Origin of the sequence: Candidatus Pelagibacter sp. (assembly GCF_052049815.1) — a bacterium.
Classification (GTDB): domain Bacteria; phylum Pseudomonadota; class Alphaproteobacteria; order Pelagibacterales; family Pelagibacteraceae; genus Pelagibacter.
The window spans coordinates 1-24,601 of sequence record NZ_JBNGZG010000017.1 but is presented as its reverse complement, the minus strand read 5'-3'; the positions used below and the strand labels follow the sequence as shown (position 1 = coordinate 24,601).

General features: G+C 29.5%; 23 protein-coding genes, 2 tRNA genes and 1 other RNA gene. 16 read left to right on the top strand and 10 right to left on the bottom strand.

The features are described from left to right. The first annotated feature begins 86 nt into the window (after positions 1 to 86). Genes folP through ACTT9D_RS04465 form a run of 4 tightly spaced genes read left to right on the top strand, consistent with a single transcriptional unit; the run spans position 87 to position 4,294 of the window. Positions 87 to 860 (top strand): dihydropteroate synthase, encoded by a 774-nt coding sequence (gene folP, locus ACTT9D_RS04480; RefSeq protein ID WP_440930618.1) that lies wholly within the window; start codon positions 87 to 89, stop codon positions 858 to 860. After that, positions 860 to 2,191, top strand: coding sequence for a phosphoglucosamine mutase (gene glmM, locus ACTT9D_RS04475; RefSeq protein WP_440930617.1), 1,332 nt, complete (start codon positions 860 to 862; stop codon positions 2,189 to 2,191). Before folP ends, glmM begins: the two co-directional genes overlap by 1 nt. A 2-nt stretch (positions 2,192 to 2,193) precedes the next feature. Beyond that, entirely contained in the window at positions 2,194 to 3,000 is an 807-nt protein-coding gene (gene thiD / locus ACTT9D_RS04470) for a bifunctional hydroxymethylpyrimidine kinase/phosphomethylpyrimidine kinase (protein WP_440930616.1), read from the top strand. Position 3,001: 1 nt separating this feature from the next. Next, positions 3,002 to 4,294 (top strand): adenylosuccinate synthase, encoded by a 1,293-nt coding sequence (locus ACTT9D_RS04465; protein ID WP_440930615.1) that lies wholly within the window; start codon positions 3,002 to 3,004, stop codon positions 4,292 to 4,294. Here ACTT9D_RS04465 and rpoH read toward each other — a convergent pair. Both rpoH and ACTT9D_RS04455 read right to left on the bottom strand, forming a co-directional pair. After that, on the bottom strand, positions 4,291 to 5,172 hold the full coding sequence (gene rpoH, locus ACTT9D_RS04460; protein ID WP_041487671.1) for an RNA polymerase sigma factor RpoH: 882 nt from the start codon (positions 5,170 to 5,172) through the stop codon (positions 4,291 to 4,293). The two genes, ACTT9D_RS04465 and rpoH, sit on opposite strands and share 4 nt — an antisense overlap. Before the next feature lie 53 nt (positions 5,173 to 5,225). Then, positions 5,226 to 6,206 (bottom strand): RluA family pseudouridine synthase, encoded by a 981-nt coding sequence (locus ACTT9D_RS04455; RefSeq protein WP_440930614.1) that lies wholly within the window; start codon positions 6,204 to 6,206, stop codon positions 5,226 to 5,228. A gap of 20 nt (positions 6,207 to 6,226) precedes the next feature. On the opposite strand from ACTT9D_RS04455, the gene ACTT9D_RS04450 reads away from it, so the two are divergent. Next, positions 6,227 to 6,303 (top strand) — tRNA-Arg (locus tag ACTT9D_RS04450). A 3-nt stretch (positions 6,304 to 6,306) separates the two neighbouring features. Here the strand turns inward: ACTT9D_RS04450 and ACTT9D_RS04445 are convergent. From ACTT9D_RS04445 to ACTT9D_RS04435, 3 genes are read right to left on the bottom strand one after another with little or no spacing between them, the layout of a single operon-like run. Beyond that, positions 6,307 to 7,098, bottom strand: a complete 792-nt coding sequence (locus ACTT9D_RS04445; RefSeq protein WP_440930613.1) for an ABC transporter permease — start codon at positions 7,096 to 7,098, stop codon at positions 6,307 to 6,309. Further along, positions 7,085 to 7,822 carry an ABC transporter ATP-binding protein gene (locus ACTT9D_RS04440; RefSeq protein ID WP_440930612.1) on the bottom strand — a complete coding sequence of 246 codons (738 nt, stop codon included), beginning with the start codon at positions 7,820 to 7,822 and terminating at the stop codon, positions 7,085 to 7,087. The genes ACTT9D_RS04445 and ACTT9D_RS04440 overlap by 14 nt, the downstream gene beginning before the upstream one ends. Further along, the gene (locus ACTT9D_RS04435) at positions 7,819 to 8,754 is read right to left on the bottom strand and encodes an L-threonylcarbamoyladenylate synthase (RefSeq protein ID WP_440930611.1); all 936 of its coding nucleotides are present in this window, start codon (positions 8,752 to 8,754) and stop codon (positions 7,819 to 7,821) included. Before ACTT9D_RS04435 ends, ACTT9D_RS04440 begins: the two co-directional genes overlap by 4 nt. 20 nt (positions 8,755 to 8,774) lie before the next feature. Between ACTT9D_RS04435 and ACTT9D_RS04430 the strand changes: the two genes are divergently transcribed. Genes ACTT9D_RS04430 through dxs form a run of 3 tightly spaced genes read left to right on the top strand, consistent with a single transcriptional unit; the run spans position 8,775 to position 11,792 of the window. After that, on the top strand, positions 8,775 to 9,029 hold the full coding sequence (locus tag ACTT9D_RS04430; RefSeq protein ID WP_440930610.1) for an exonuclease VII small subunit: 255 nt from the start codon (positions 8,775 to 8,777) through the stop codon (positions 9,027 to 9,029). Further along, a complete protein-coding gene (locus ACTT9D_RS04425; RefSeq protein WP_440930609.1) occupies positions 9,010 to 9,882 on the top strand; it encodes a polyprenyl synthetase family protein in 873 nt (290 codons plus the stop codon). The genes ACTT9D_RS04430 and ACTT9D_RS04425 overlap by 20 nt, the downstream gene beginning before the upstream one ends. Next, on the top strand, positions 9,879 to 11,792 hold the full coding sequence (dxs, locus tag ACTT9D_RS04420; protein WP_440930608.1) for a 1-deoxy-D-xylulose-5-phosphate synthase: 1,914 nt from the start codon (positions 9,879 to 9,881) through the stop codon (positions 11,790 to 11,792). Before ACTT9D_RS04425 ends, dxs begins: the two co-directional genes overlap by 4 nt. Before the next feature lies 1 nt (position 11,793). On the opposite strand, the gene aroC is transcribed toward dxs, so the two are convergent. Continuing rightward, positions 11,794 to 12,876: a chorismate synthase gene (gene aroC, locus ACTT9D_RS04415; RefSeq protein WP_440930607.1), complete on the bottom strand. Its 1,083-nt coding sequence runs from the start codon at positions 12,874 to 12,876 to the stop codon at positions 11,794 to 11,796. Between the two features lie 33 nt (positions 12,877 to 12,909). Here aroC and pdxH point away from each other — a divergent pair, with 33 nt between their 5' ends. Further along, positions 12,910 to 13,536 (top strand): pyridoxamine 5'-phosphate oxidase, encoded by a 627-nt coding sequence (gene pdxH / locus ACTT9D_RS04410; RefSeq protein ID WP_440930606.1) that lies wholly within the window; start codon positions 12,910 to 12,912, stop codon positions 13,534 to 13,536. Here the strand turns inward: pdxH and ACTT9D_RS04405 are convergent. Next, positions 13,533 to 14,546 (bottom strand): polyprenyl synthetase family protein, encoded by a 1,014-nt coding sequence (locus ACTT9D_RS04405; RefSeq protein ID WP_440930605.1) that lies wholly within the window; start codon positions 14,544 to 14,546, stop codon positions 13,533 to 13,535. The two genes, pdxH and ACTT9D_RS04405, sit on opposite strands and share 4 nt — an antisense overlap. A 118-nt stretch (positions 14,547 to 14,664) precedes the next feature. Here ACTT9D_RS04405 and ACTT9D_RS04400 point away from each other — a divergent pair, with 118 nt between their 5' ends. The 4 genes from ACTT9D_RS04400 to ppdK are packed head-to-tail and all read left to right on the top strand — an operon-like array spanning position 14,665 to position 21,065. Then, complete coding sequence (locus tag ACTT9D_RS04400; protein ID WP_440930604.1) at positions 14,665 to 15,471, top strand: S49 family peptidase; 807 nt, start codon at positions 14,665 to 14,667, stop codon at positions 15,469 to 15,471. Continuing rightward, positions 15,461 to 16,339, top strand: a complete 879-nt coding sequence (locus ACTT9D_RS04395) for a glycine--tRNA ligase subunit alpha (RefSeq protein WP_440930603.1) — start codon at positions 15,461 to 15,463, stop codon at positions 16,337 to 16,339. Before ACTT9D_RS04400 ends, ACTT9D_RS04395 begins: the two co-directional genes overlap by 11 nt. Positions 16,340 to 16,341: 2 nt before the next feature. Further along, entirely contained in the window at positions 16,342 to 18,408 is a 2,067-nt protein-coding gene (gene glyS, locus ACTT9D_RS04390) for a glycine--tRNA ligase subunit beta (protein ID WP_440930602.1), read from the top strand. Beyond that, positions 18,405 to 21,065 carry a pyruvate, phosphate dikinase gene (gene ppdK / locus ACTT9D_RS04385; protein ID WP_440930601.1) on the top strand — a complete coding sequence of 887 codons (2,661 nt, stop codon included), beginning with the start codon at positions 18,405 to 18,407 and terminating at the stop codon, positions 21,063 to 21,065. The genes glyS and ppdK overlap by 4 nt, the downstream gene beginning before the upstream one ends. A 2-nt stretch (positions 21,066 to 21,067) precedes the next feature. Here the strand turns inward: ppdK and nadC are convergent, their stop codons facing one another. Both nadC and nadA read right to left on the bottom strand, forming a co-directional pair. Next, positions 21,068 to 21,901 carry a carboxylating nicotinate-nucleotide diphosphorylase gene (gene nadC, locus ACTT9D_RS04380; protein ID WP_440930600.1) on the bottom strand — a complete coding sequence of 278 codons (834 nt, stop codon included), beginning with the start codon at positions 21,899 to 21,901 and terminating at the stop codon, positions 21,068 to 21,070. 6 nt (positions 21,902 to 21,907) lie between these two features. Beyond that, positions 21,908 to 22,897 (bottom strand): quinolinate synthase NadA, encoded by a 990-nt coding sequence (gene nadA, locus ACTT9D_RS04375; protein WP_440930599.1) that lies wholly within the window; start codon positions 22,895 to 22,897, stop codon positions 21,908 to 21,910. A gap of 55 nt (positions 22,898 to 22,952) precedes the next feature. Here nadA and ACTT9D_RS04370 point away from each other — a divergent pair. Beyond that, positions 22,953 to 23,038: transfer RNA gene (locus ACTT9D_RS04370), tRNA-Leu, on the top strand. A 25-nt stretch (positions 23,039 to 23,063) separates the two neighbouring features. On the opposite strand, the gene ssrA is transcribed toward ACTT9D_RS04370, so the two are convergent. Next, positions 23,064 to 23,362, bottom strand: a transfer-messenger RNA (tmRNA) gene (gene ssrA / locus ACTT9D_RS04365). Between the two features lie 4 nt (positions 23,363 to 23,366). Here ssrA and thyX point away from each other — a divergent pair. Next, the gene (gene thyX / locus ACTT9D_RS04360; protein ID WP_440930598.1) at positions 23,367 to 24,314 is read left to right on the top strand and encodes an FAD-dependent thymidylate synthase; all 948 of its coding nucleotides are present in this window, start codon (positions 23,367 to 23,369) and stop codon (positions 24,312 to 24,314) included. 3 nt (positions 24,315 to 24,317) lie between these two features. Beyond that, positions 24,318 to 24,601: hypothetical protein (locus tag ACTT9D_RS04355; protein ID WP_440930597.1), on the top strand; the 284-nt coding region annotated here is incomplete at its 3' end.

The window sequence follows — 24,601 nt, the reverse complement described above, 5'->3', positions numbered from 1 at the left end:
ATAAAAACTCAAGTAAAAAAAGATTTATTAAATATTAAAAAAAAAAAAATAATTTTTCTAACTTAAGATTTAATAAAATAAATATTATGGGAGTTTTGAATCTTACTCCAGATAGTTTCTCAGATGGAGGAAAATTTAATAATTTACAGTTAGCATACAAGCAAGCTCTAAACCTCAATAAGTCTGGAGTAGATATTATTGATATTGGTGGTGAGTCAACAAGACCGGGCTCATTAGCAATTAGTGTTGAAGAAGAATGGAAAAGAATTTCTAAAGTTTTAAATAAATTAAAAAAATTTAATACTTCTTTAGACACAAGAAAATCAATTATTATGGAAAAAGGTATTAAGAATAAAATTAATTTGATTAACGACGTATCAGGTTTAGAATTTGATATCAATTCTATTCAAATAATAAAAAAATATAAAACCCCTTTTATTTTACAACATTCACAAGGCAATCCACAAACAATGCAAAAAAATCCAAAATATAAAAATGTTCTTTTAGATATTTTTGATTACTTTGAGACTAAAATAAAATTCTTTAGAAAAATAGGCATAAGTCATAATAATATTATTTTAGATCCTGGTGTTGGTTTTGGAAAAAATTTGAAACATAATTTGTCCATATTAAGGAATATAAGTATTTTTCATTCATTAGGTTTTCCTATATTACTAGGCATTTCTAGAAAGAGATTTATTAAGGATATTTCAGAAAATAATGATAGCAAAGAAAGAATAGGAGGAACTATTGGCTCTAGTTTATTTGCGATCATGAAGGGAGTTCAAGTATTAAGAGTTCATGATGTAAATGAAGTTAAACAAAGCATTAAAGTTTTTAAAAAACTTTTAGATAATTGATGAAAAAAAAATATTTTGGTACCGATGGAATTAGAGGTGAAGTTAATCAAAGTAAGATTAATGGCGAAATGTTTTTTAAATTTGGCTTGGCTGCTGGGAGATATTTCACTAATTCAAAGAAAAAAAAACAAACAGCAATAATAGCTAAAGATACTAGATTATCTGGATATAGCTTGGAACCAGCCTTAGTATCAGGCTTAGCATCAGCAGGCATGCATGTATACACTTTAGGTCCATTGCCAACAAACGGTTTAGCCATGTTAACAAAAATTATGAAAGCTAATATGGGTATAATGATTACTGCATCACATAATCCATATTATGATAATGGCTTAAAATTATTTGGTCCAGATGGATTAAAACTATCAGATAGAATTGAAAAAAAAATTGAGAAACTGATTGACCGTAAAACCGACTTATTACTTTCCAAACCTAGTTTGCTTGGAAGAGTAAAAAGATTAGAAACTGGAACAGATACTTATATTAATATTTTAAAAAAAAATTTTCCAAAAAAATTTAATCTGCAAAACATGAGAATTGTTATAGATTGTGCGAATGGTGCAGGCTACAAAGCGGCTCCAAAATTAATTAAATCTTTAGGAGCTGAAGTAATAATTATAGGAAATAATCCAAACGGCTTAAACATAAATGAAAAATGTGGCTCAACTTTTCCTAAGAAAATACAAACAGCAGTAAAAAAAAATAATGCTGATATTGGAATTTCTTTAGATGGGGACGCAGATAGAGTTATCATGTGTGACGAAAAAGGTAAAATTATTGATGGAGATCAAATTATTGCAGCTTTATCACAAAGATGGAAGAAAAAGAAAATTCTCAAAGGTGGTGTCATTGGTACGCTGATGTCAAATTATGGATTAGAGAAGTTTTTTAAATCAAAAAATATAAAATTCTCTAGATCAGATGTAGGAGACAGATACGTCAAAGAGTTAATGCAAAAAAAAAATTATAATCTAGGTGGAGAACAGTCTGGTCATATAATTTTAGGAAAATTTGCAACTACAGGCGATGGCTTACTTGTTGCCCTAGAGTCTTTATTTGCTATTAGAAAAGGGATTAAAGCTAGTAAATTTTTCAATGTTTTTAAAAAAACTCCACAAATATTAGAAAATGTTACTTACAAAGATGAAAAAATTTTAAGATCGCCATCTTTACTTAAAGCAATAAACTTAGCAAAAAAAATGATTAAGGGAGAAGGAAGAGTTTTAATTAGAAAATCAGGAACAGAAGCGAAAATTAGAATAATGGCTGAGTCTCAAAATATTGATCTTATCAAAAAATGTATCCATATAGTTAAAAAAGAAATTAAATAGCAATGATACCTAAATCGACAATATTAATTATAGCTGGATCCGACTCTTCGGGAGGCGCAGGAATTCAAGCTGATTTAAAAACAGTTACAAGTTTGGGTTCATATGGAATGACCGCGATAACTGCAGTTACTGTTCAAAATACAACAGGAGTAAAATCTGTAGTATCTATAGATCCAAAAAAAATTTATGAGCAGATAGTTTTTACATCAGAAGATATAAAACCTGATGCAATTAAAATTGGCATGCTTCATTCTACAGAAGTCATTAAGAAAGTTTTAAAAGCTTTAAAAAAAATTAAAGTTAAAAAAATAATTTTAGATCCTGTAATGATCGCAAAAGGTGGAGCTAGGCTAATTGATGATAAAGCAATTAAAATTTTAAAAAAAGAATTAATTAAAGAAGTAGATTTAATTACTCCGAATATTCCAGAAGCAGAAGTATTGACCGAGATGAAGATTAACACAGTTGAAGACATGATACTTGCAGCAAATAAATTAATAGTTTTGGGCGCAAAAAATGTTCTGATTAAAGGAGGACATTTGAATAAAAAAAAATTATTTGATATTTTTTTAAGTAAAAAGGATTTTAAAATATTTGAGAGCAAAAAATTTATAACTAAAAACACTCATGGAACTGGTTGTACATTATCTAGCGCTATTACTACTTTTTACTCATGTGGAAAAAGTATAAAGAAATCTTGTGAGTTAGCTATTAAGTATGTTAATTCTGCTATCAAAAGTAACCCTAAATTAGGTAAAGGTCATGGTCCAATCAATCATCTCAATTCAATCTTAATGAGAAATCTCTAATATGAAAAATATTGCAGTAGTAGGCTCTCAATGGGGTGATGAAGGTAAGGGAAAAATTGTAGACTGGTTATCTGAACAAGCAGATGTAGTAATTAGATTTCAAGGTGGTCATAATGCAGGACATACTTTGGTAATTGACGGGATAACTTATAAATTAAGACTTTTACCCTCTGGTATTGTTAGAAAAAATAAAATTTCAATAATTGGAAATGGAGTTGTTGTTGATCCATGGGCATTATTAGATGAAATTGAGGAAATAAAATCTAAAGGTGTAAATGTTGATATAGAAAACTTTATTATCTCAGAGTCAGCGAATTTAATTTTACCATTTCATAGAGAAATGGATGAAATTAGAGAAGATGCTGCTGGAAAATCAAAAATAGGAACAACTAGAAGAGGGATTGGCCCAGCTTATGAAGATAAAGTTGGTAGAAGATCAATTCGTGTAATGGATCTAAGATCTGAAATAAATTTAGATCAAAGATTAGAAGCCGTTTTAATCCATCATAATGCAATCAGAAAAGGTTTAGGCAGGAAATTGTTTGAAAAGGAAAAATTAAAAAAAGATTTATTAGAAATTGCTCCACAAATTTTAAAATATTCTCAACCCGTTTGGTTGAAGATTGATGAATTTAAAAAACAAAAGAAAAAAATATTATTTGAAGGTGCTCAAGGTATTTTATTGGATGTTGATCATGGTACATATCCATTTGTAACTTCTTCCAATACTGTTGCGGCAAGTGCTGCAACTGGAACAGGATGTGGACCAAATTCCATTAATTATGTTTTGGGAATTACAAAAGCTTATACTACAAGGGTAGGTGAAGGGCCTTTTCCAACCGAACTTCAAGATGACATTGGAGAGTTGCTTGGAAACAGAGGAAAAGAATTTGGAACAGTCACAAGCAGAAAGAGAAGATGTGGTTGGTTTGATGGAGTTCTAGTGAGACAAACTATAAAAATTTCTGGTATTGATGGTATAGCTTTGACAAAATTAGATGTGCTTGACGAATTAGATGAAATTAAAATGTGTGTTCAGTACGATTTGGATGGAAAAAAAATAGATTATTTACCAGCAGCTGTTGAAGATCAAATAAAAATAAAACCGATTTATAAAAATTTTAAAGGATGGAAATCTTCAACTAATGGAATAGAAGAATTTGATAAATTACCCGAGAATGCAAAAATTTACATCAAAGCAATTGAAAAATTTATTGAAGCTAAAATTTCCAGTATTTCAACAAGCCCTGAAAGAAAAGATACTATTTTAGTAGAAAATCCTTTTGAAATTTAGTTTGCAGGAAGTAAATTTTTTGATTTAGCTAAAAGCAACATTTGTTTCTGAAGTTTTTCAAATGCCTTATTTTCAATTTGTCTGACTCTTTCTCTACTAATGCTGTACTTTTTACTCAAATCTTCTAGAGTCTCTGGATCATCATTCAATCTTCTAGAATAAAGTATTTCTCTTTCCCTATCGTTAAGAACTTTGATTGAATCTTTGAGCAAGTCTCTTCTTTGTTCCATTTCTTCTTGATGAGCAAATTTTAGATCATGATCTAATTCTTTGTCCACTAACCAATCTTGCCATTCATCACCGTCCTCACCAACTTGAGCGTTTAATGAAAATTCTTTTCCGGAAAGTCTTCTGTTCATAGAAACAACTTCATCTTTACTCACATCTAATTTATTAGCAATTTCAGTTACGTGCTCATTTCTTAAGTCACCTTCAGCATCAGGAGCAATTTGATTTTTAAGTTTTTTTAAATTAAAAAATAATTTTTTTTGTGCTGTTGTTGTGCCAATTTTAACTAAACTCCATGATCTTAAAATATATTCTTGTATTGAAGCTTTAATCCACCACATTGCGTATGTCGCCAATCTAAAACCTTTTTCAGGTTCAAATTTTTTCACTGCTTGCATCAAGCCTACATTACCTTCGGAAATCATTTCATTTATTGGAAGACCATAGCCTTTATAACCCATTGCAATTTTAGCAACTAATCTAAGATGACTTGTTACAAGTTTTTCCGCTGATTTAATATTTCCAGTAGTTTTCCAATTTTTTGCAAGCATGTACTCTTCCTCAGCATCTAACATTGGAAACTTTTTAATTTGCTCCAAATAAGCTGATAAACCACCTTCATTACTTAATATTGGCAAATTACTATTCATAGCAAAACTCATTGTGAGAATTACTTAATAAATAATCTATATATTTCAATAACTTATTTTTCAGTATTTCTCAGTGTTTTTAAAATTATTTCAAGTTCTGGTGGTAAAACTGATGAAAATATCAATTCTTTACCATTCTTAGGATGAATAAATCCTAGGGTCTTCGCATGAAGAAATTGACGATTAAGTCCGGTAATTAATTTATTAAGTTGTTCATTTATGTTTTTTATTTTTTTATATTTTTTTTTATATTTTGTGTCTCCTAAAATACTATTTCCCAAATAATTCATATGTACTCTTATTTGATGAGTACGTCCTGTTTCTAGTTTACATTCAATTAAACTTAAAGTTGGAGTACTGTCATTTTCAAAAACTTCTAAAGTTTGATAATTTGTTATTGCCCATTTTCCTTTAGTTGAAGAAGCTTCCATCATTTGTCTATTTTTTGAACTTCTTGTGATGTAAGTTTCTATTTTACCTTTAGATGGTCTAATTTTTCCCCAAATAAGAAGTTGATAAACTCTTGTTATTGAATGTTCATTAAATTGACTTGATAAATTTTCGTGTGTTTTGTTATTTTTTGCAACAACAATTAAACCTGAAGTATCTTTGTCTATACGATGAACTATGCCTGGTCTTAATTCATCTCCAATTGTTGATAATGAATTTTTATCATAACTAATTAAAGCATTAACAATAGTATTATCATAATTACCAGGTGCCGGGTGCATAGCTATGCCAGCTGGTTTATTTATAATAATTAGATCTTCATCCTCAAAAATTATATCTAACTTAAATTTGTATGGCTTTAATGATAATTTTTTTGGCTCAGGTATTGTAATAAGTATATTATCTTCAGCATTAATTTTTTTTGAAGGATCAGTTAAAATATTACCATTATATTTTACATTTCCATTAAGTATGAGGTTCTTTATTCTTGTTCTACTTAGTTCTGTATTTTTTTTATTTAAAAATATATCAATCCTTTGATTTTCTTCCTTACTCTCTATAATATGTTTTATTTTATTATTCATTTAGTGTATTAATTTAATATGCGCTTGTAGCTCAACTGGATAGAGCGCCAGATTTCGGCTCTGGAGGTTCTGGGTTCGACTCCTAGCAGGCGCGCCATATTTATTCACCCATATTTATTAAAGTTCCTTTAACTCTAGCTATATTAAATGAATAATAAAATATTGCTATCGCAATAAAAAGATACAACCCATTCAAATACAGTGCATTAATAATATTTGAATAATTAACAAACCCACTGACTAATATATTTCTAGTTTCTTCAAAAATATAAACTAATGGCAAACAGTAAGCGATTGTTTGAAAAAAATCTGGTAAAGTTTCAACTGGATAGTAAATACATCCAAATGGGGCTAATAAAAACATTGTTGACCATGCAATGTTTTCAAAAGATGGCCCAAATCTTAGTAATCCTGCTGAAACTAATAATCCTAAAGTAATTCCAAAAATATATAGACTTAAAAAAAGAAAAGCCAAAGGTATACCTAAGTTCAATAATGAAATCCCAAATAAAGGAGAAGTTAAGAGTATTGCAGGTATTAAACCTATCAATGCTCTTATCAAAGCCGTGATAACTAAAGAGATTATAATTTCACTAATCTTCATTGGTGCTATGAAAAGATTAGTGAAATTTCTACTCCATATTTCTTCTAAAAATAACATATTAAAACCAATGCTTGTTCTAAAAAGAAAGTCATAAAGTACAGCACACGAAAGTATTACGCCAACTGCTCCATTATAATAATTACTATGATCAGCAAAAAAATTTGAAATAAAACCCCATAATGTGATTTGAATTGATGGCCAATAAATTAAATCCAGAACTCTTGGGAAAGATCTAGTAATTAAATAAAAGTGACGTAAAAAAAGACCATAAATTCTAGTTATATTCATTTTCATATCTCGCTATTTTTAAAAATACTTCCTCTAAATTTTTTCTTCCATGTTTTTCAATCAGTTCATCTGGAGTTCCTTTGTCAACTATATTTCCATCTTTCATCATCAACACAGAATTACATAATCTTTTAACTTCGTCCATATTATGAGAAGCTAATAGTACTGAAATTTTTTTTTCTTTTTTATAATTTTCAAGAAAAGTTCTTATGAAATCACCTGTCTCAGGATCTAATGAAGCAGTTGGTTCATCTAACAAAAGAACACTTGGATCATTAATTAAAGCTTTTGCTAAACTTACTCTATTTTTTTGTCCTGATGATAATTCTCCAGTAATTTTATCTAGTAAATTTTCTAAACGAAGTTTTTTTGAAAGGTAATTTATTCTATCATCTAAATTTTCGACGTTATATAATTTTCCATAAACAATTAAATTTTGCTTAACTTTGAGTTTTTTTGGCAATTCAATATATGGTGATATAAAATTTATTTTTTTTAAAATTGGGATTTTATTTGTTTCTAGGTTGGATCCATTGATCAAAACTTTACCATTCGTAGGTTTTAATAAACCAAGTATCATTCCTATAGTTGTGGTTTTACCGCAACCATTTGGACCTAACAGTCCAATAATTTCATTTTCGTTTATTTTAAAGTTTATATTGTTTACTGCCTTTTTGGACTTATAATTTTTTGATAAGTTTATAACTTCTATTGAATTTTTCATTTAAATTTAGCTGCTCTATTAAGTCTATCATTTATTGACAGTCCTAAACCAATTTTAGGAATTTTTTCAACTGCAATTCTTTTATAACCATCTTTTTTTATTTTTCTTAATGTACTATATAAATTTTTTGCAGCTTCTTTTAAGTCAGATTTTTTACTCAAGTAAAAAAAATTTTTTTTATCATTTTTTCTTTTATTTATAAGTATATGTGCAACATTATCATTAGCATTTTTTACATTTAATTTGATTGGCAAACCAGGAGAGTAATGTAATTTTAGTTGCCCTGGTGCCGATATTTTTTTTGGGTTTAATTTAAAATTAAGTTTAGTTTTGATTTCTTTTTCTATTTTTTCTATTTCTAATCCACCCAGTCTTAAAATTTTTGGTTTATTTGTTAAGTCAACTATAGTTGACTCAATTCCTATTTTTGACTTCCTTCCTTTTAAAATAAATTTAATTTTATTTCCAAAATCATCATTTATATGCGTTGGCTCTACAGCACTGACTTTTGTAGATAAGTTTGCACTAGGAGCAGCTAGAGGGTAATCTAAGCTTTTTAAAAGTAATTTTGTTATAGAATGTTTTGGAAATCTAACGGCTAATGTTTTTTTCTTATTTGTAACATATTTTGATATTTGTGAATTTTTTTTAAGTTTTAAAACAAATGTTAATGGGCCAGGACAAAATTTTTTATAAAGTTTAATAAAATATTGATTAATTTCACAGTCTTTTTGTAAATCTCTGACTTTTGAGTAGTGCACAATCAAAGGGTTAAAAGAAGGTCTTTTTTTAAGTTTAAAAATTTTTTTGATCGCATTTGAAGAGTAAGCATTTCCTGCAAGTCCATAAACAGTTTCTGTAGGAATTGCTACACATTCATTATTATCTAAATAATATTTGGCTTTTTTAATATTTGAATAGTTTCTTTTCATGTAATATCAGTGATTAATATATGAAAGATAAAATTTTACCAAATGAATATAATTCATATTCTCTTCAAGAATTAAAAGATGAGGCAAATAAAATTGTTGATTTTTTAGAGAATGAAAAAAATCTTGAAAGTTCAATAGATAGCTATCAAAAATTATTACAATTAAATAACTTAATAGAGAAAAAATTTAAAGAAGATACACGCCAAATTTCTATCAATTCTAAAGAAAAAATTCAAAAATTAACCTCAATATTAAATGTTAAAAGATCTAACTAAAATTGCAAAAGACACAAATAGTTTTCTGAAGACTTTTATAAAAACTCAAAAAAAAACAGAACTAATTGTACCAATGTCATACGGTTTATTCTCTGGAGGTAAAAAAATTAGATCAAAAATACTAAAAGACATTGGTTATATATTTAATGTAGACTACAAAACTTTAATAATAATTGGTAGCGCTGTTGAATGTATTCATGCTTATTCTTTAATACATGATGATTTACCATGTATGGATAATGACGATATGAGAAGAGGCAAACCTTCAACTCACAAAAAATTTGGTGAATCCACTGCTGTACTTGCTGGTAATTCACTTTTAACTTTAGCTTATGAAATTTTAAGTAATAAAAAACTTAAGATTAAAGATGAAACTAAATTAAAACTTATAAAGAAAATATCAGAATGTTCAGGTCATCAAGGTATAGCTGGAGGACAATTTTTAGATTTAAATTTCGAACACAAAAAAGTTTCAAAAAAAAGAATTGTTGAAATGGAGATAAAAAAAACTGGGAAACTTTTTAGTTTTTGTTGTATGGCTCCATTAATCATAAATGATAGAAGTGCTAAAGAAATATCAATGTTTGAAAATATTGGTTCTGAAATTGGTTTATTATTTCAAGTAGCTGATGACTTGATCGATCATAAAGGATCATCTTCATCTGCAGGAAAAAAGACTAAAAAAGATCATAAAAAAGGAAAAGCAACCTTAATTAGTTTACTCGGTTATGAAAATACTATTAAATACAGTGTAGAAATAAAAACAAAAATTTTAAAAAAAATAAATAAATACGGTTTTAGAACAAATGAAATAAGAAAAACTTTAAACTTTATTTTAAATAGAGATAAATGAGTAAAAAATATAAATTTTTAAATCAAATTAATTTCCCATCTGATTTAAAAAAAATTTCTGAAAAAGATTTAAAAGTTGTATCGGATGAATTAAGAGAAGAGGTAATAGATGCTGTTTCCGCAACTGGAGGACATCTTGGTGCTAGTTTAGGAGTTGTAGAATTAACAGTTGCTCTTCATTATGTATTCAATACACCACAGGATAAAATAATTTGGGATGTTGGTCATCAATCCTATCCCCATAAAATTCTCACAGGTAGAAAAGATAAAATTAGAACTTTAAGACAAGGTGGAGGAATTTCAGGTTTTACAAAAAGAACTGAAAGTGAGTATGATCCATTTGGAGCCGCACATAGCTCAACCTCAATTTCTGCTGGGCTAGGTATTGCTGAAGCAAACAAGTTATCAAATAAAAATGATGATGTTATTGCAGTTATTGGAGATGGCGCCATCAGCGCTGGTATGGCTTATGAAGCAATGAATAACGCAGGAACCTCAAAAGCAAAAATGATTGTAATTTTGAATGATAACGAAATGTCTATTGCAAAACCAGTTGGTGCTATGAGCACTTATCTTGCAAAAATTTTTTCTGGAAAGATTTATTTTAGCCTGAGAGAAACAATAAAACTTATTACTTCTGCTTTTTCAAAAAGATTTAGTGCTAAAGCTGGAAAAGCTGAAGATTTATTTAGATCAGCTGTAACGGGAGGAACTTTATTTCACTCATTGGGATTTTATTATATTGGTCCTATCGATGGACATGATTTAACCACTCTTGTACCAATATTAAAAAATGTTAAACAATCTAAACACCAAGGCCCAATTTTAATTCATATTAAAACTCAAAAAGGCAAAGGTTATTCATTTGCCGAAAAAGCTGATGATCATTATCATGGAGTATCTAAGTTTAATGTAGGTACAGGTGAACAAGTAAAAGCTTCTGCATCAGCTCCATCATACACAAAAGTTTTTGCTAAAACTTTAATTGAGCACGCAAAAAAAGATAGTAAAATTATTGCAGTTACAGCTGCTATGCCTGGCGGCACAGGTTTAGATGTGTTTGGAAAAGAGTTTCCAAGCAGAATGTATGATGTTGGAATTGCAGAACAACATGCAGTAACTTTTGCTGCAGGTTTAGCTACAGAAAATTATAAACCTTATGCCGCAATTTATTCAACTTTTTTACAAAGAGCTTATGATCAAATTGTTCATGATGTTGCAATACAAAGTCTACCTGTAAGATTTGCAATTGATAGGGCTGGACTAGTTGGAGCTGATGGCCCAACACATGCAGGAAGTTTTGATATTACTTACTTATCTACTTTACCAAATTTTATAATAATGGCTGCAAGTGATGAAGCGGAATTAGTAAGAATGATTAATACATCTGTAGATATAAATGATAAACCTAGTGCATTTAGATATCCTAGGGGAACTGGATTAGGGACAGAACTACCACCAATTTCTGAAAAAATTGAAATTGGTAAGGGAAGAATTATTCAAGAGGGAAAAAAATTAGCAGTTCTTAATTTTGGGACTAGACTAAGTGAGGTACTAAAAGCATCAGAAAATTTAAAAAAAAAAGGAATAAATATTACAGTTATAGATGCAAGGTTTGCTAAACCCTTAGATGAAAATTTAATCTGGCAATTAGCCACTACACATGAATCAATTCTTACAATTGAAGAGGGTGCAATAGGTGGTTTTGGCTCGCATGTTGTCAATTTTTTAACGAAAAAAAATCTGTTAGATTCAAATTTAAAATTTAGATCAATGATATTACCAGATTTATTTATTGACCAAGACAAACCAGAAAGAATGTACTCAGAAGCCTTGCTAGACTCAAGTTCTATAGAGGAAAAAATAATGGATTTGATAAATTCAAATATAGTTTTACAAAAACAAAACTAAGTTATTTACACTGAGCTTTGTGCATTAGGTAATGATCTAATAAAACACAATTCATCATTGCCTCTCCAACAGGTACAGCTCTTATTCCAACACACGGATCATGTCTACCTTTTACTGATATAGTTGTATTTTTTCCAAATTTATTTACTGTTTTTCTAGATGTTAAAATTGACGATGTTGGTTTCACAGCAAAAGATACAATTATTTCTTGTCCAGACGAAATTCCTCCCAAAATACCTCCAGCATTATTGGATTTAAACTTAAGTGTGTTTTTATTTTGAGATATTTCATCAGAATTTTCTTCCCCACTTAATTGTGCTGAATTCATACCTGAGCCAATATTTACTCCTTTCACAGCATTAATACTCATCATAGCTGATGCTAAATCCATATCTAGTTTTGAGTAAATAGGAGCTCCTAATCCTGCAGGAATACCATTTGCTCTTACCTCGATTATAGCCCCACATGATGAACCAGCTTTTCTAATACCTAAAAGATATTTTTCCCAAATCTTCAACATTGATTTGTCAGGACAAAAAAATGGATTTTTGTTAATAAATTTTTTATCCCATTTTGAGGTATCACATCCAAGTATTCCTAATTGAGTTACAGCACCTGAAACATTAAATTTTTTTCCAAAATTTTTTTCTAAAACTTTTTTTGCAATTGCTCCAGCAGCAACTCTTGCTGCTGTTTCTCTTGCAGAAGATCTGCCTCCTCCTCTATAGTCTCTGATGCCATACTTTTTAAAATAAGTTAAATCTGCGTGACCAGGCCTAAACTTATCTTTTATATCTCCATAATCTTTTGATCTCATATCCTGATTGTAGATAATCATTGAGATTGGAGTTCCAGTTGTTTTTCCTTCAAATACACCAGATAAGATTTGAACTTTGTCACTTTCTTTTCTTTGAGTTGTAAATTTTGATTGTCCAGGTTTTCTCCTATCTAATTCAATTTGTATGTCTTTTTCATTTAATTGAATCATAGGTGGACAGCCATCAACTACACATCCAATAGCTGGACCATGAGATTCCCCCCATGTTGTGAATCGAAATATCTTTCCAAAAGTGTTAAATGACATTATTTATATTGTATAAATTATTTTGTTAAAATTATGAACGAAAAAAACACCTTAGGTCTAAATAACTGTTTTTTAGATTTATCAGATCCTTTTGAGTTGTTTGGAAAGTGGTTTGAAGAAGCAAAAAAAAGTGAACCAAATGATCCAAATGCTCTGGCATTAAGCACATCTACTAAAGATGGCATTCCATCAGTTAGAATGGTTTTGCTTAAAGGGTTTAATTCTAATGGATTTATATTTTATACAAATTTAAACAGCAAAAAAAGTAATGATATTAAAGAAAACCCTAATGTGGCAATGTGTTTTCATTGGAAAAGTTTATTAAGACAAATCAGAATTGTGGGAAAAGTTTCTCAAGTTTCAGATGAAGTAGCGGATGAATATTATAATTCGAGAGGATATGAAAGTAGAATTGGAGCATGGGCTTCAAAGCAAAGTAGTATCTTAAAAAATAGAGATGTATTAAAAAATTCAATTGATGAATTTAAAAAGAAATTTAATGATAAAAATAATGTTCCAAGACCAGATCATTGGTCTGGTTGGAATTTAAACCCACAATCAATTGAATTTTGGTTAGATGGCGAGAGTAGAATTCACGAGAGATTAAAGTATATAAAAAATAAAAATAAATCTTGGGATAAAGTATTGTTAAGTCCCTAAAAATCTCTTTCAAGGCTAAAAGATGTTAAACCTTGCATTATTTTCTTATTTTCATTCTCATCAAATGCACTTAAAGCATTTCCAGAAAGATTAATATAGTGTTCTGCTTTTCTATAACAATCTGAAATAATATTATGTTTCTTAATTAAAGATAAAATATAATCAAAATCTTTATCATCTTTATTTTCTTTTGAAAAAATATTTTTTATATTTTCTTTTTCTTTTTCAGAAGTTTTTTGACAAAGTAAAATTATTGGTAAAGTAATTTTATTTTCGAAAAAATCTTTACCAATTTTCTTACCAAATAGTTTTAACTCAGAATTATAATCAAGAGTATCATCAGCGATTTGAAATGTAAGACCTAAGTTTCTTCCATAAAATTCTAGAGCTTCTTTTTTTTTGCTATCTACATTAGATAAAATTGCACCAACTTTTGTTGCAGCAGCAAATAGTTCTGCAGTTTTGGCTGTAATTATTTTTAAATATGTTTCCTCAAGCATATCAACTTCACCTTTGTGTTGAAGCTGAAGCACCTCACCTTGTGCAATTTTAGAAGAAGTTGATGATAAAAGTTTTAAAACTTCTAAGTTTCCATCTTCAACCATCATTTCAAAACATCTACTTAATAAATAATCACCAACTAGCACTGATGATTGATTCCCCCATATTTGATTTAATGTTTTTTTATTTCTTCTGACTAATCCGTTATCGATTACGTCATCATGCATAAGAGTTGCACTGTGAATTAACTCAACACATGCAGCCAAGTTAACATCCCTTGACCCACTGTTGTAACCACATAATTTTGCTGAGATTAGAGTTAATAAAGCTCTAAGTCTTTTACCTCCAGTTTTAATATGATAATCAGTCATCTCTTTGACTAATTCTACATGACTGTCTAATTTTTTTTCGATTCTCTCTTCAACTAAAGCGAGCCTCTGTTCATTAGAATCTCTCAGTTGAAAGTAAGAATTATTTATTTTGTTTTTTAATTGTACTACTGTTCCCATAATTTGATTGGGTATAATTAGTATAATTAGTTTGTAATTATCACTTATCAATTGACGCACCTTAAACTTCAATTATAAGGTGTCTTTATAATCTAGAAAAAAACTATAAAAATCAAATATGTTCTCATTGTTTAAAAAGAAAAAAATTATTCCTCATATAAAATTAAGCGGTGTAATTGGTAATGTTGGAAAATTTAAGCAAGGTATAGATTTTGCTGGCCAAGAAGAAATTATTAAAAAGGCTTTTGAGCTTAAAAAATCACCATGTGTTGCAGTGACTATTAATTCACCAGGAGGGTCACCAGTGCAATCTCATTTGATTTATAAATTTATTAGATATCAAGCAAAAAAAAATAAAACAAAAGTAATTGTTTTTGCTGAAGATGTTGCTGCATCAGGAGGTTATTTAATTGCATGTGCTGGAGATGAAATTTACGCAAATTCAAGTTCTATCATAGGCTCCATTGGAGTAATTTATTCTTCATTTGGATTTACAGAATTAATTAAAAAAGTTGGAGTAGAAAGAAGAGTACACACTGCTGGAAAAAATAAAAGTACGCTAGATCCTTTTATGGAAGAAAAATCTGAAGATATAGAAAGATTAAAAAAGATTCAGTTAGATTTACATAAAGATTTTATAAATGTTGTTGAAGAAAGTAGAGGCGTAAAGTTAAATAAAAACGATGTCGAATTATTCTCTGGTGAATTTTGGTCAGGTTCAAAAGCAAAAGAATTAGGACTTATTGATGGAATTGGTGATGCTAATGAAGTTTTGAGGAATAAGTACGGAGATGATGTTGTTATTAAAAAGTTTGAAAAATCAAAGAGTTGGTTGAGCAAAAAACTTTCGTCTTCAACAGATCAGATTGATCAGTTTGCTAATATTGTTGAGGAAAGATCTATTTGGCAAAGATATGGTTTCTAAAAAAAAAACTCACCCAAAAACACTAACTTTTCAAGAAACTATAATGAACCTCCAAAAGTTTTGGAGTAAGGAAGGATGTGCTATTTTACAACCTTATGATATGGAGGTCGGAGCAGGAACATTTCATCCTGCAACAACTCTGAGATCTCTAGGACCCAAACCTTGGAAAACAGCTTATGTACAGCCATCAAGAAGACCTACTGATGGTAGATACGGAGAAAATCCAAATAGATTACAACATTATTATCAGTATCAAGTTTTGATTAAACCATCACCGAACAATATTAAAAAACTTTATTTAAAAAGTTTACAAAGTATAGGCATAAATCATGAAGATCATGATATCAGATTTGTTGAAGATGATTGGGAAAGTCCAACTTTAGGAGCTGCAGGTTTGGGCTGGGAAGTTTGGTGTGATGGTATGGAAATTACTCAATTTACATATTTTCAACAAATGGCTGGCTTTGAGTGCAAACCAGTATCAGTAGAATTAACTTACGGTTTAGAAAGAATTTGTATGTTTACCCAGCAGAAAAAAAATGTTTATGATTTAGTTTGGAATTCTGAAGGCTTGCTATACCGAGATGTTTTTCATCAATCTGAAAAAGAATTTTCAATTTACAATTTTGAAAAAGCGAATGTAGAAAATTTATTTAAAATGTTTGATATGCATGAGGAAGAAGCAAAATCTTTAGCTGAAAAAAAAATATCACTACCTGCTTATGACCAATGTTTAAAAGCTAGTCACGTATTTAATATTTTAGATGCTAGAGGAGCAATAAGTGTTGCTCAAAGAGCTGGGTATATTGCAAGAATTAGGGACATTACAAAAACTGTAGCAGCAGCTTGGGTAGAAAGTCAAAATTAAAGATGTCAGAATTTCTTTTAGAATTATTCAGTGAAGAGATACCTTCTAATTTACAAAAAAAATTAAGAAGTGATTTATTAGAAAATTTTCAAAAAAGTTTTTATGAAAAATCAATTGAATTTAAAAATAGTTTTTGTAAATCTACTCCTAATCGTGCTGTAATAGTTTTCGAAGGACTTAAAAAAGAGACAATAATAAAATCTGAAGAAATAAAAGGACCAAATATCAAAGCACCTGAAAAGGCAACAGAAGGATTTTTAAGATCTAATAATATTACAAAAAAAGATTTGATCATCAAAAAAACAGACAAAGGTGATTTCTATTTTTTTAAAAAAAAACAACAAAAAATAAAAACTCAGAATATTTTAAAAGAATTAATTTTAGAAAATTTGAATAGAATACAATGGAAAAAATCAATGAGATGGGGCTATGGTGAATTAAATTGGGGAAGACCTTTAAAGTCAATTTTAGCCATATATGATAAAAAAAAAATAGATTTTAAATTTCATCATATACCTTCTAATAACTTTACTTTTTTAGATGCTCAATTTGAAGAAAAAACAAAGATAGTTAAAGATTATAAAGATTACCAATCCAGTCTAAAAAAGATAGAAAAAATTGTAGATAACGATGAGAGAAAAAAAATAATAGAAAAACAATTTGAAAAAATTGAAAATAAAAAAAATTTCTTAATTGATCGCAATCCTAAAGTACTAGATGAAGTTATAAATTTAACAGATCAACCTAATTGTATCATTTGCAAGTTTGATGAAAGATTTTTAAAAATTCCAAAGGAAATTTTAATAATAACAATGCAACATCACCAAAAATATTTTCCAACCTATAATACTAAAGATGATCTTAATAATGAATTTATAGTTGTTTCTAATAAATTAGATAAAAAAGGATTAATTAAGCTTGGAAATGAACGAGTGGTTGAAGCAAGACTAACAGACGCAGAATTTTTTTGGAATAAAGATAAATCTTTAAACTTAGTCAAACAAGTTTCAAAATTAAAATCAATGAATTATTTTGAGGGACTTGGCACATACTATGACAAAGCTCAGAGAATGAGAAAATTGGGATCAATGATTTCGGATGAACTTCTAATTAGCAAAGAAAAAGTAGAATTGTCTGCATCAATTTCTAAAGTTGACTTAATTTCAGAAATTGTTGGTGAGTTTCCGGAGTTACAAGGACTAATGGGTGGATATTTTGCAGAGGCACAGGGTTTTGAAAAAGATATTTCAATTGCAATCAGCGAACAGTATTTACCTATTGGCTTAGATTCAAAAATTTCTAAAAAACCCTACAGTATAGCATTGTCTATTTCTGATAAATTAGACAACTTGGTAGGTTTTTTTGGTATTGATAAAAAACCCACAAGCTCTAAGGATCCTTTCGCGTTGCGAAGAGTAGCACTTGGTCTTGTGAGAACAATAATTGAAAATAAAAAAGATTTTAAGATTAAAGATTTAATAAGATATACTGCAAGTTTATATGAAACTCAAAACTTAAAACTTACAAATCAAAATTTGTCCAATGATCTAGAAGATTTCTTGATAGATAGATTTAGATATTACATGCGAGAAAAAAACATCAGACACGATATAGTTGAAGCATCAATCGTAAATATAAACCTGAATACTCCTACGATAGAATTTGATAAAGCAAAAACTTTAAATAAATTAATCACTAATCAATCTGGCAAAGATGTAATCGCAATTTATAAAAGAGCTTCAAATATAATTGAGAGTGAAAATAGGAAAAAATTTAAATTAGATAATACAACTGATCCTGGTATTTTTAAGTCAGATTTTGAAAGAAATCTTTTAAACAAAATCAATGATATTCGAAAATATTTTTCATCAATTGATAATTCAGAAAATTATGAAGAAACTTTATCAATTTTAGCTAGTGCAAAAGAACCTTTGGATGCTTTCTTTGATAATGTTCAAGTAAATGACAAAGATGAAAATATAAAAAAAAACAGATTGGAACTTTTACAAATGTTTTGTAAAACGTTCGAAAATTTTACAAATTTTTCAAAACTAGAAACCACTAAGTGAAAAAACTAATTTTAAATTTTAAATCAAAAGAAACCAAGAAAATAAAGAACCCTAAAAATTTTCTAGGTGGGAAAGGTGCAAATTTATCAGAAATGGGAAGGATGGGTTTACCTGTGCCTCCTGGATTTACGATATCAACAGAAGTCTGTAAATTATTTTATAAAGACAAAAAAAGGTTAGGAAAAAAAATAATTGAGCAAATTAAAAAAGAATTAAAAGTAGTCGAAAAAGATGTATCCAAAAAGTTTGGAAATAATAAAAATCCATTATTATTATCAGTAAGATCTGGTGCCAGAGTATCTATGCCAGGTATGATGGATACTATTCTTAATTTAGGTTTAAACGACAAAACTGTAGAAGCGTTATCTAAAAAAACATCTAATGGCAGATTTGCTAAAGATAGCTATAGACGCTTCATTCAAATGTATGGAAATGTTGTAATGGGTGTTGAAAGTTACCATTTCGAGGAATTAATTGAAAATTATAAGCTTACGAAAGGTGTTCTACTTGATACTGACCTAGATGAGAATGACTGGGATGGTTTGATTGATGACTTTAAAAAAACAGTTAAGGAAAAATCTGGAAAAGATTTTCCCCAAGATGTTTTTGATCAACTTTTAGGTGCAGTTAATGCTGTGTTTTTGTCTTGGGAAAGTAATAGAGCAAAAGTTTATAGAAAATTAAATCAAATACCTTCTGAGTGGGGAACTGCCGTGAATGTTCAATCAATGGTTTTTGGAAACATGGGTAATGATTGTGCGACTGGTGTTGTTTTTACAAGAAACCCTTCAGATGGTTCAAATGATATCTATGGAGAGTACTTGATAAATGCACAAGGTGAGGATGTGGTTGCTGGAACAAGAACACCACAATACATTACAAAAAAAGCAAGAAAGTCTGCAGGTGTAGATGCTTTATCAATGGAAGAGTCTATGCCAAAAGTTTACAAAGAATTGGATAAGATTTTAACAAAACTAGAGAAGCACTATAAAGATATGCAAGATGTTGAGTTTACAGTCGAAAATCAAAAATTATGGATGCTACAAACTAGATCTGGAAAAAGAACTTCAAAATCAGCAGTTAAAATTGCTGTAGACATGGTTAAGGAAAAATTAATTTCCAAAAAAGAAGCTGTATTAAGAATAGATCCAAATTCTTTAGATACATTATTACATCCTACGTTAGATGAAAAAACAAAAATAAATGTGATTGCTAATGGACTTCCAGCTTCTCCTGGGGCAGCTTCAGGTAAGGTTGTTTTTGATTCTGATGAAGCTGAAAGATTAAATGACATGATGCAAGATACTATTTTAGTTAGAGTTGAAACTTCTCCAGAAGACATACATGGCATGCATGCAGCAAAAGGAATTCTAACAGCAAGAGGAGGAATGACCAGTCATGCTGCTGTCGTAGCAAGAGGAATGGGAAGACCTTGCGTTTCTGGATCTAGTGAAATTGAAATCAATTATGATGAAAAAATATTTAAAACAGCAGATCAAACTGTAAAAGAGGGTGATGTAATTACTATAGATGGATCAACTGGAAGAGTGATCTTAGGAAATGTTCCTACAGTTCAACCAGAAATTTCTGGAGATTTCTCAAAACTTATGAGTTGGGCAGATAGCTTTAGAAAATTAAAAGTTAGAACTAATTCTGAAACGCCATTAGATACTAAAACTGCAAGAGAATTTGGAGCAGAAGGAATTGGATTATGTAGAACAGAACATATGTTTTTTGATGAAGAAAGAATTTTATCAGTAAGAGAGATGATTTTATCTAAAACTAAAGAAGATAGAGCAAAAGCCCTGGATAAACTACTTCCGCATCAGAAAAAAGATTTTATGGAAATATTTAAAATAATGAGTGGTTTGCCAGTAACTGTTAGATTATTGGACCCCCCTTTACATGAATTTTTACCAAGAACAGAAAAAGAGATAGGTGAAGTAGCATCTGTTGTTAATTTACCAACTAAAGAAATTGAAAATAGAATTAATGAATTACATGAACAGAATCCAATGTTAGGTCATAGAGGCTGTCGATTAGGTATATCGTTTCCCGAAATTTATGAAATGCAATGTAGAGCAATCTTTGAAGCTTTATGTGAATTAAAGAAAAATAAGATTAAATCAGCGTTTCCAGAGATTATGATTCCTTTAGTTTCTACAGAGATGGAAATAAGACTAATGAAAGAATTGGTAATTAATACTGCAAAGAATGTACAAAATGAAAATAAAGTTAAAATTGATTTTCTGGTTGGCACAATGATTGAATTACCAAGAGCAGCAATCAAAGCAGGAGATATCGCAAAACATGCAGAATTTTTTAGTTTCGGCACAAATGATTTAACACAAACTACATTCGGAATTAGTAGAGACGACAGTGGAAAATTCTTAAACGATTACATAGAAAATAAAATATTTTCAATCGATCCTTTCATTTCTATTGATGATGGAGTTGGTGATTTAGTGAAAATTGCAGTTGAACAAGGAAAGAAACAAAATAAATCAATTAAACTTGGTATTTGTGGTGAACATGGTGGCGATCCAAAAAGTATAGAGTTTTGTTCTAAAGCTGGACTAAATTATGTGTCTTGTTCTCCTTATAGAGTACCAGTAGCAAGGTTGGCTGCCGCTCAGTCAGAAATAAAAAAAAATTAACTTCAATATTGTAATTTAAAGTCAACTGCTGGAGCACTATGAGTTATGCTCCCAATTGAAATTCTATTTACACCTGTAGCAGCAACTTTTTTAATATTTTTTACATTAATATTACCTGAAGCCTCAGTTTCATAATATTTTTTTGCAAGTTTAATACCTGTCTTTAATGAATTTAAACTCATATTATCAAACAAAACTGTATTGAATTTTAATCCTAATATTTGTTTTAATTGTTTTAAATTATCTACCTCAACAGTGATTTTTCTGCCTTTTTTATTTTTTATAGCCAGTTCTACAAGAGATTTTAGATTTGAACTAGCAATATGATTATCTTTAATAAGATACTCATCACTTAAATTAAACCGATGATTTTTTCCTCCACCAATTCTTACAGCATATTTTTGAATAACTCGCATATTAGGAATAGTTTTTCTAGTACAACAAATTTTAGTTTTTTTACCAGCTAGTTTTACAAATTGATTAGTTTTAGTTGCAATTCCTGAAATGTGAGACAAGAAGTTTAAAGCCACTCTTTCAGCAGTTAAAATAGATTTAGCCTTTCCTTCTATAGTTGCAACAATTGAATTTTTTTTAACAAAAGATCCATCTTTTTTTTTTATTATAAATTTTGTTTTTCTATCAATTATTTGAAATGCAAATTTGGCAAATAATATTCCAGCTATAATTGAGTTTTGATTAGAAATAAGTTTGAACTTTACATGTTTGTTATATTTAACAAGACTAGTTGTAATATCTCCATAAGGATATAAGTCCTCATTTAGCGCAAGTTTTACTCTATCTTTTATATAGTTTTCACTTAACTTTACTTGAGACACAAACGTTTATCTGCCAATAGCGGCCATTTTTTCAACAGATGTTTTTGCTTTAATAATTGTTTCTTGATCCATTACAATTTCACCTGTTTCATTTTTTAAACAATCTAAAATTTTTGGCAGAGTTATTTTTTTCATATGTGGACATAAATTACATGGTCTAATGAATTCAACATTGGGGTTTTCTACCTGTATATTATCGCTCATAGAACACTCAGTTACCATCATCACTTTTTTTGGTTGATTATCTCTTACATATTTGATCATACCCGAAGTTGATCCCGCAAAATCACTTGCTTTAATTACATCTGGTGGACATTCTGGGTGAGCAATAATTTTAATTTCAGGGTTGTTCTTTCTAATTTCATGAATTTCTTGATCATTAAATTGATCATGAACCATACAAATTCCTTTCCAAGAAATAATTTCAACATCAGTTTGAGAAGCCACATATTGTGCTAAATAGTTATCAGGTAGGAAAATTACTTTTTTAACACCTAATGACTTTACAATCTTAACTGCATTAGCTGAAGTGCAGCAAACATCCGTTTCAGCTTTTACTTCAGCTGATGTATTAACATAAGAAACTACAGGCACTCCAGGGTGTTGTTTTTTAAGATTTCTAACATCTTCGCCAGTAATAGATGAAGATAACGAACAACCAGCTCCCATATCTGGTAAAAGCACTTTTTTATTTGGACTCATTAATTTTGCGGTCTCAGCCATAAAATGAACTCCAGCCATAACAATAATATCAGCAGATGTTTTCGACGCTTCTACGGCCAGGGCAAGAGAGTCAGCAGCAAAATCTGATACACCATGATAAATTTCAGGTGTTTGATAATTATGAGCAAGTATGACTGCGTTTTTTTCTTTTTTTAATTTATTAATTTCATGAATATAAGGTGCGTGAGAAGCCCATTCAATTTCAGGTAATACTTTAGAAATTTTTTGATAAATATGATTTGTAGCTTTTTTTACTTCTTGATTAAATTCCATACATAAATTTAACAATTTGAAACAATTTTGTCATTGTTTTAATATGTTACATATTGCGGCTATGCTGAAACTGGTAGACAGGCACGGTTGAGGGCCGTGTGGACATTGTCCATGAGAGTTCGAGTCTCTCTAGCCGCACCAAAAAACTATATTTAAGTTATTTATGAGCGGGGCGTTCTGTTGCCAGGTGCCCCAAACCCCGTAACTTAATTAAACAAGTTAATTAAGCAGCAAGTGCGTAACTTTCGTTAGCAATTATAAATTAGCCCTTTACGGTGGAACAATGCCGAACGAAAGAACAACCTTTAGTCACCCGTCGATTCTAGTTCACCCCCATAAGTTGTAATTGGTGGAGGTGGTGGGTACTGCCCCCACGTCCGTAATGGTTATTACGAAATTCGTTTATCGTCATAGTTGGAAAACCAACATTATTAATATAAAAGGAATTAATACAGATTCAATAACATTCATGAAATTAACCAAAGAACAAACAGAAGAGATTAAAAATCAGCAAAATCAAAGCAATCAAACAAAACGTGTTACTGCTCCAGAGTTAGAAAAAATTCTATATGAGGCTATACCAGCTTTAGACCATGGTTTTGTTAGAGTAGTTGATTATATGGGCGATGATACCTCTATTGTTCAATCTGCAAGAGTTTCTTACGGCAAAGGTACAAAACAAGTTTCAACAGATCAAGGTTTGATAAAATATTTAATGAGACATTGGCACAGTACCCCTTTTGAAATGTGCGAGATCAAATATCATATAAAACTTCCAATCTTTATAGCTAGACAATGGATCAGACATAGAACGGCTAATGTTAATGAATATTCAGCGAGATATTCAATTCTAGATAAAGAATTTTACTTACCATCTCTTGAAAACTTAGCAGCACAATCAACAAGTAATAGACAAGGTAGAGGAGAAGTCCTTGAGGGAGATCAAGCACAAAAAGTTTTAGAATTATTAAAGGGCGATGCAGAAAGAACATACGACAATTATGAAACAATGTTAAATGAAAGATATGATGGCTCGACAATAGATGAAAATAAAAAAGGTTTAGCTAGAGAACTAGCAAGAATGAATTTAACATTAAACACCTATACTCAATGGTATTGGAAAACTGATTTATTAAATCTAATGAACTTTTTAAGATTAAGAGCAGATCATCATGCACAGTATGAAATAAGAGTGTATGCAGATATAATGCTTGATACACTTAAAAAATGGGTGCCGATTACTTATGATGCATTTATGGATTATAGAGTAGGAGGTACAGAAGTATCTGCTAAAGGAAAATCGGTTATTCAAAAATTAATCAAAGGTGAGGATGTGAAAATGGAAGACACCGGACTATCAAAAAGAGAATGGAATGAATTAATGGAAGCTTTTGATCTTAAAGATAAACTTATTTGATTAGTGATTAATAAAAAATCAATAAATTTATCATATTTATTAATCTTTTTAATTTATACTTTTTTTTATTACATTCAGCTTATCAATCAACATTGGTCTGCTATCTTGGATCAAGATTTGGTATTTATTTATAATTCATTACTAATAAGCTCAGGTTTAGAACAAGAATATAGAGACCATCCAGCCTACACAACTTTTTTATTGAATGGATTAATTTACAAATTAATTGGTTTCTTATCAATACAGGAAAACAATATAGATGAAATATTAATTAGTGAGAATATTAA

Coding starts and splice junctions, on each gene's coding strand:
- folP (WP_440930618.1), top strand. CDS start 87: ATGGGAGTTTTGAATCTTACTCCAGATAGTTTCTCAGATGGAGGAAAA.
- glmM (WP_440930617.1), top strand. CDS start 860: ATGAAAAAAAAATATTTTGGTACCGATGGAATTAGAGGTGAAGTTAAT.
- thiD (WP_440930616.1), top strand. CDS start 2,194: ATGATACCTAAATCGACAATATTAATTATAGCTGGATCCGACTCTTCG.
- ACTT9D_RS04465 (WP_440930615.1), top strand. CDS start 3,002: ATGAAAAATATTGCAGTAGTAGGCTCTCAATGGGGTGATGAAGGTAAG.
- rpoH (WP_041487671.1), bottom strand. CDS start 5,172: ATGAATAGTAATTTGCCAATATTAAGTAATGAAGGTGGTTTATCAGCT.
- ACTT9D_RS04455 (WP_440930614.1), bottom strand. CDS start 6,206: ATGAATAATAAAATAAAACATATTATAGAGAGTAAGGAAGAAAATCAA.
- ACTT9D_RS04445 (WP_440930613.1), bottom strand. CDS start 7,098: ATGAATATAACTAGAATTTATGGTCTTTTTTTACGTCACTTTTATTTA.
- ACTT9D_RS04440 (WP_440930612.1), bottom strand. CDS start 7,822: ATGAAAAATTCAATAGAAGTTATAAACTTATCAAAAAATTATAAGTCC.
- ACTT9D_RS04435 (WP_440930611.1), bottom strand. CDS start 8,754: ATGAAAAGAAACTATTCAAATATTAAAAAAGCCAAATATTATTTAGAT.
- ACTT9D_RS04430 (WP_440930610.1), top strand. CDS start 8,775: ATGAAAGATAAAATTTTACCAAATGAATATAATTCATATTCTCTTCAA.
- ACTT9D_RS04425 (WP_440930609.1), top strand. CDS start 9,010: ATGTTAAAAGATCTAACTAAAATTGCAAAAGACACAAATAGTTTTCTG.
- dxs (WP_440930608.1), top strand. CDS start 9,879: ATGAGTAAAAAATATAAATTTTTAAATCAAATTAATTTCCCATCTGAT.
- aroC (WP_440930607.1), bottom strand. CDS start 12,876: ATGTCATTTAACACTTTTGGAAAGATATTTCGATTCACAACATGGGGG.
- pdxH (WP_440930606.1), top strand. CDS start 12,910: ATGAACGAAAAAAACACCTTAGGTCTAAATAACTGTTTTTTAGATTTA.
- ACTT9D_RS04405 (WP_440930605.1), bottom strand. CDS start 14,546: ATGGGAACAGTAGTACAATTAAAAAACAAAATAAATAATTCTTACTTT.
- ACTT9D_RS04400 (WP_440930604.1), top strand. CDS start 14,665: ATGTTCTCATTGTTTAAAAAGAAAAAAATTATTCCTCATATAAAATTA.
- ACTT9D_RS04395 (WP_440930603.1), top strand. CDS start 15,461: ATGGTTTCTAAAAAAAAAACTCACCCAAAAACACTAACTTTTCAAGAA.
- glyS (WP_440930602.1), top strand. CDS start 16,342: ATGTCAGAATTTCTTTTAGAATTATTCAGTGAAGAGATACCTTCTAAT.
- nadA (WP_440930599.1), bottom strand. CDS start 22,897: ATGGAATTTAATCAAGAAGTAAAAAAAGCTACAAATCATATTTATCAA.
- thyX (WP_440930598.1), top strand. CDS start 23,367: ATGAAATTAACCAAAGAACAAACAGAAGAGATTAAAAATCAGCAAAAT.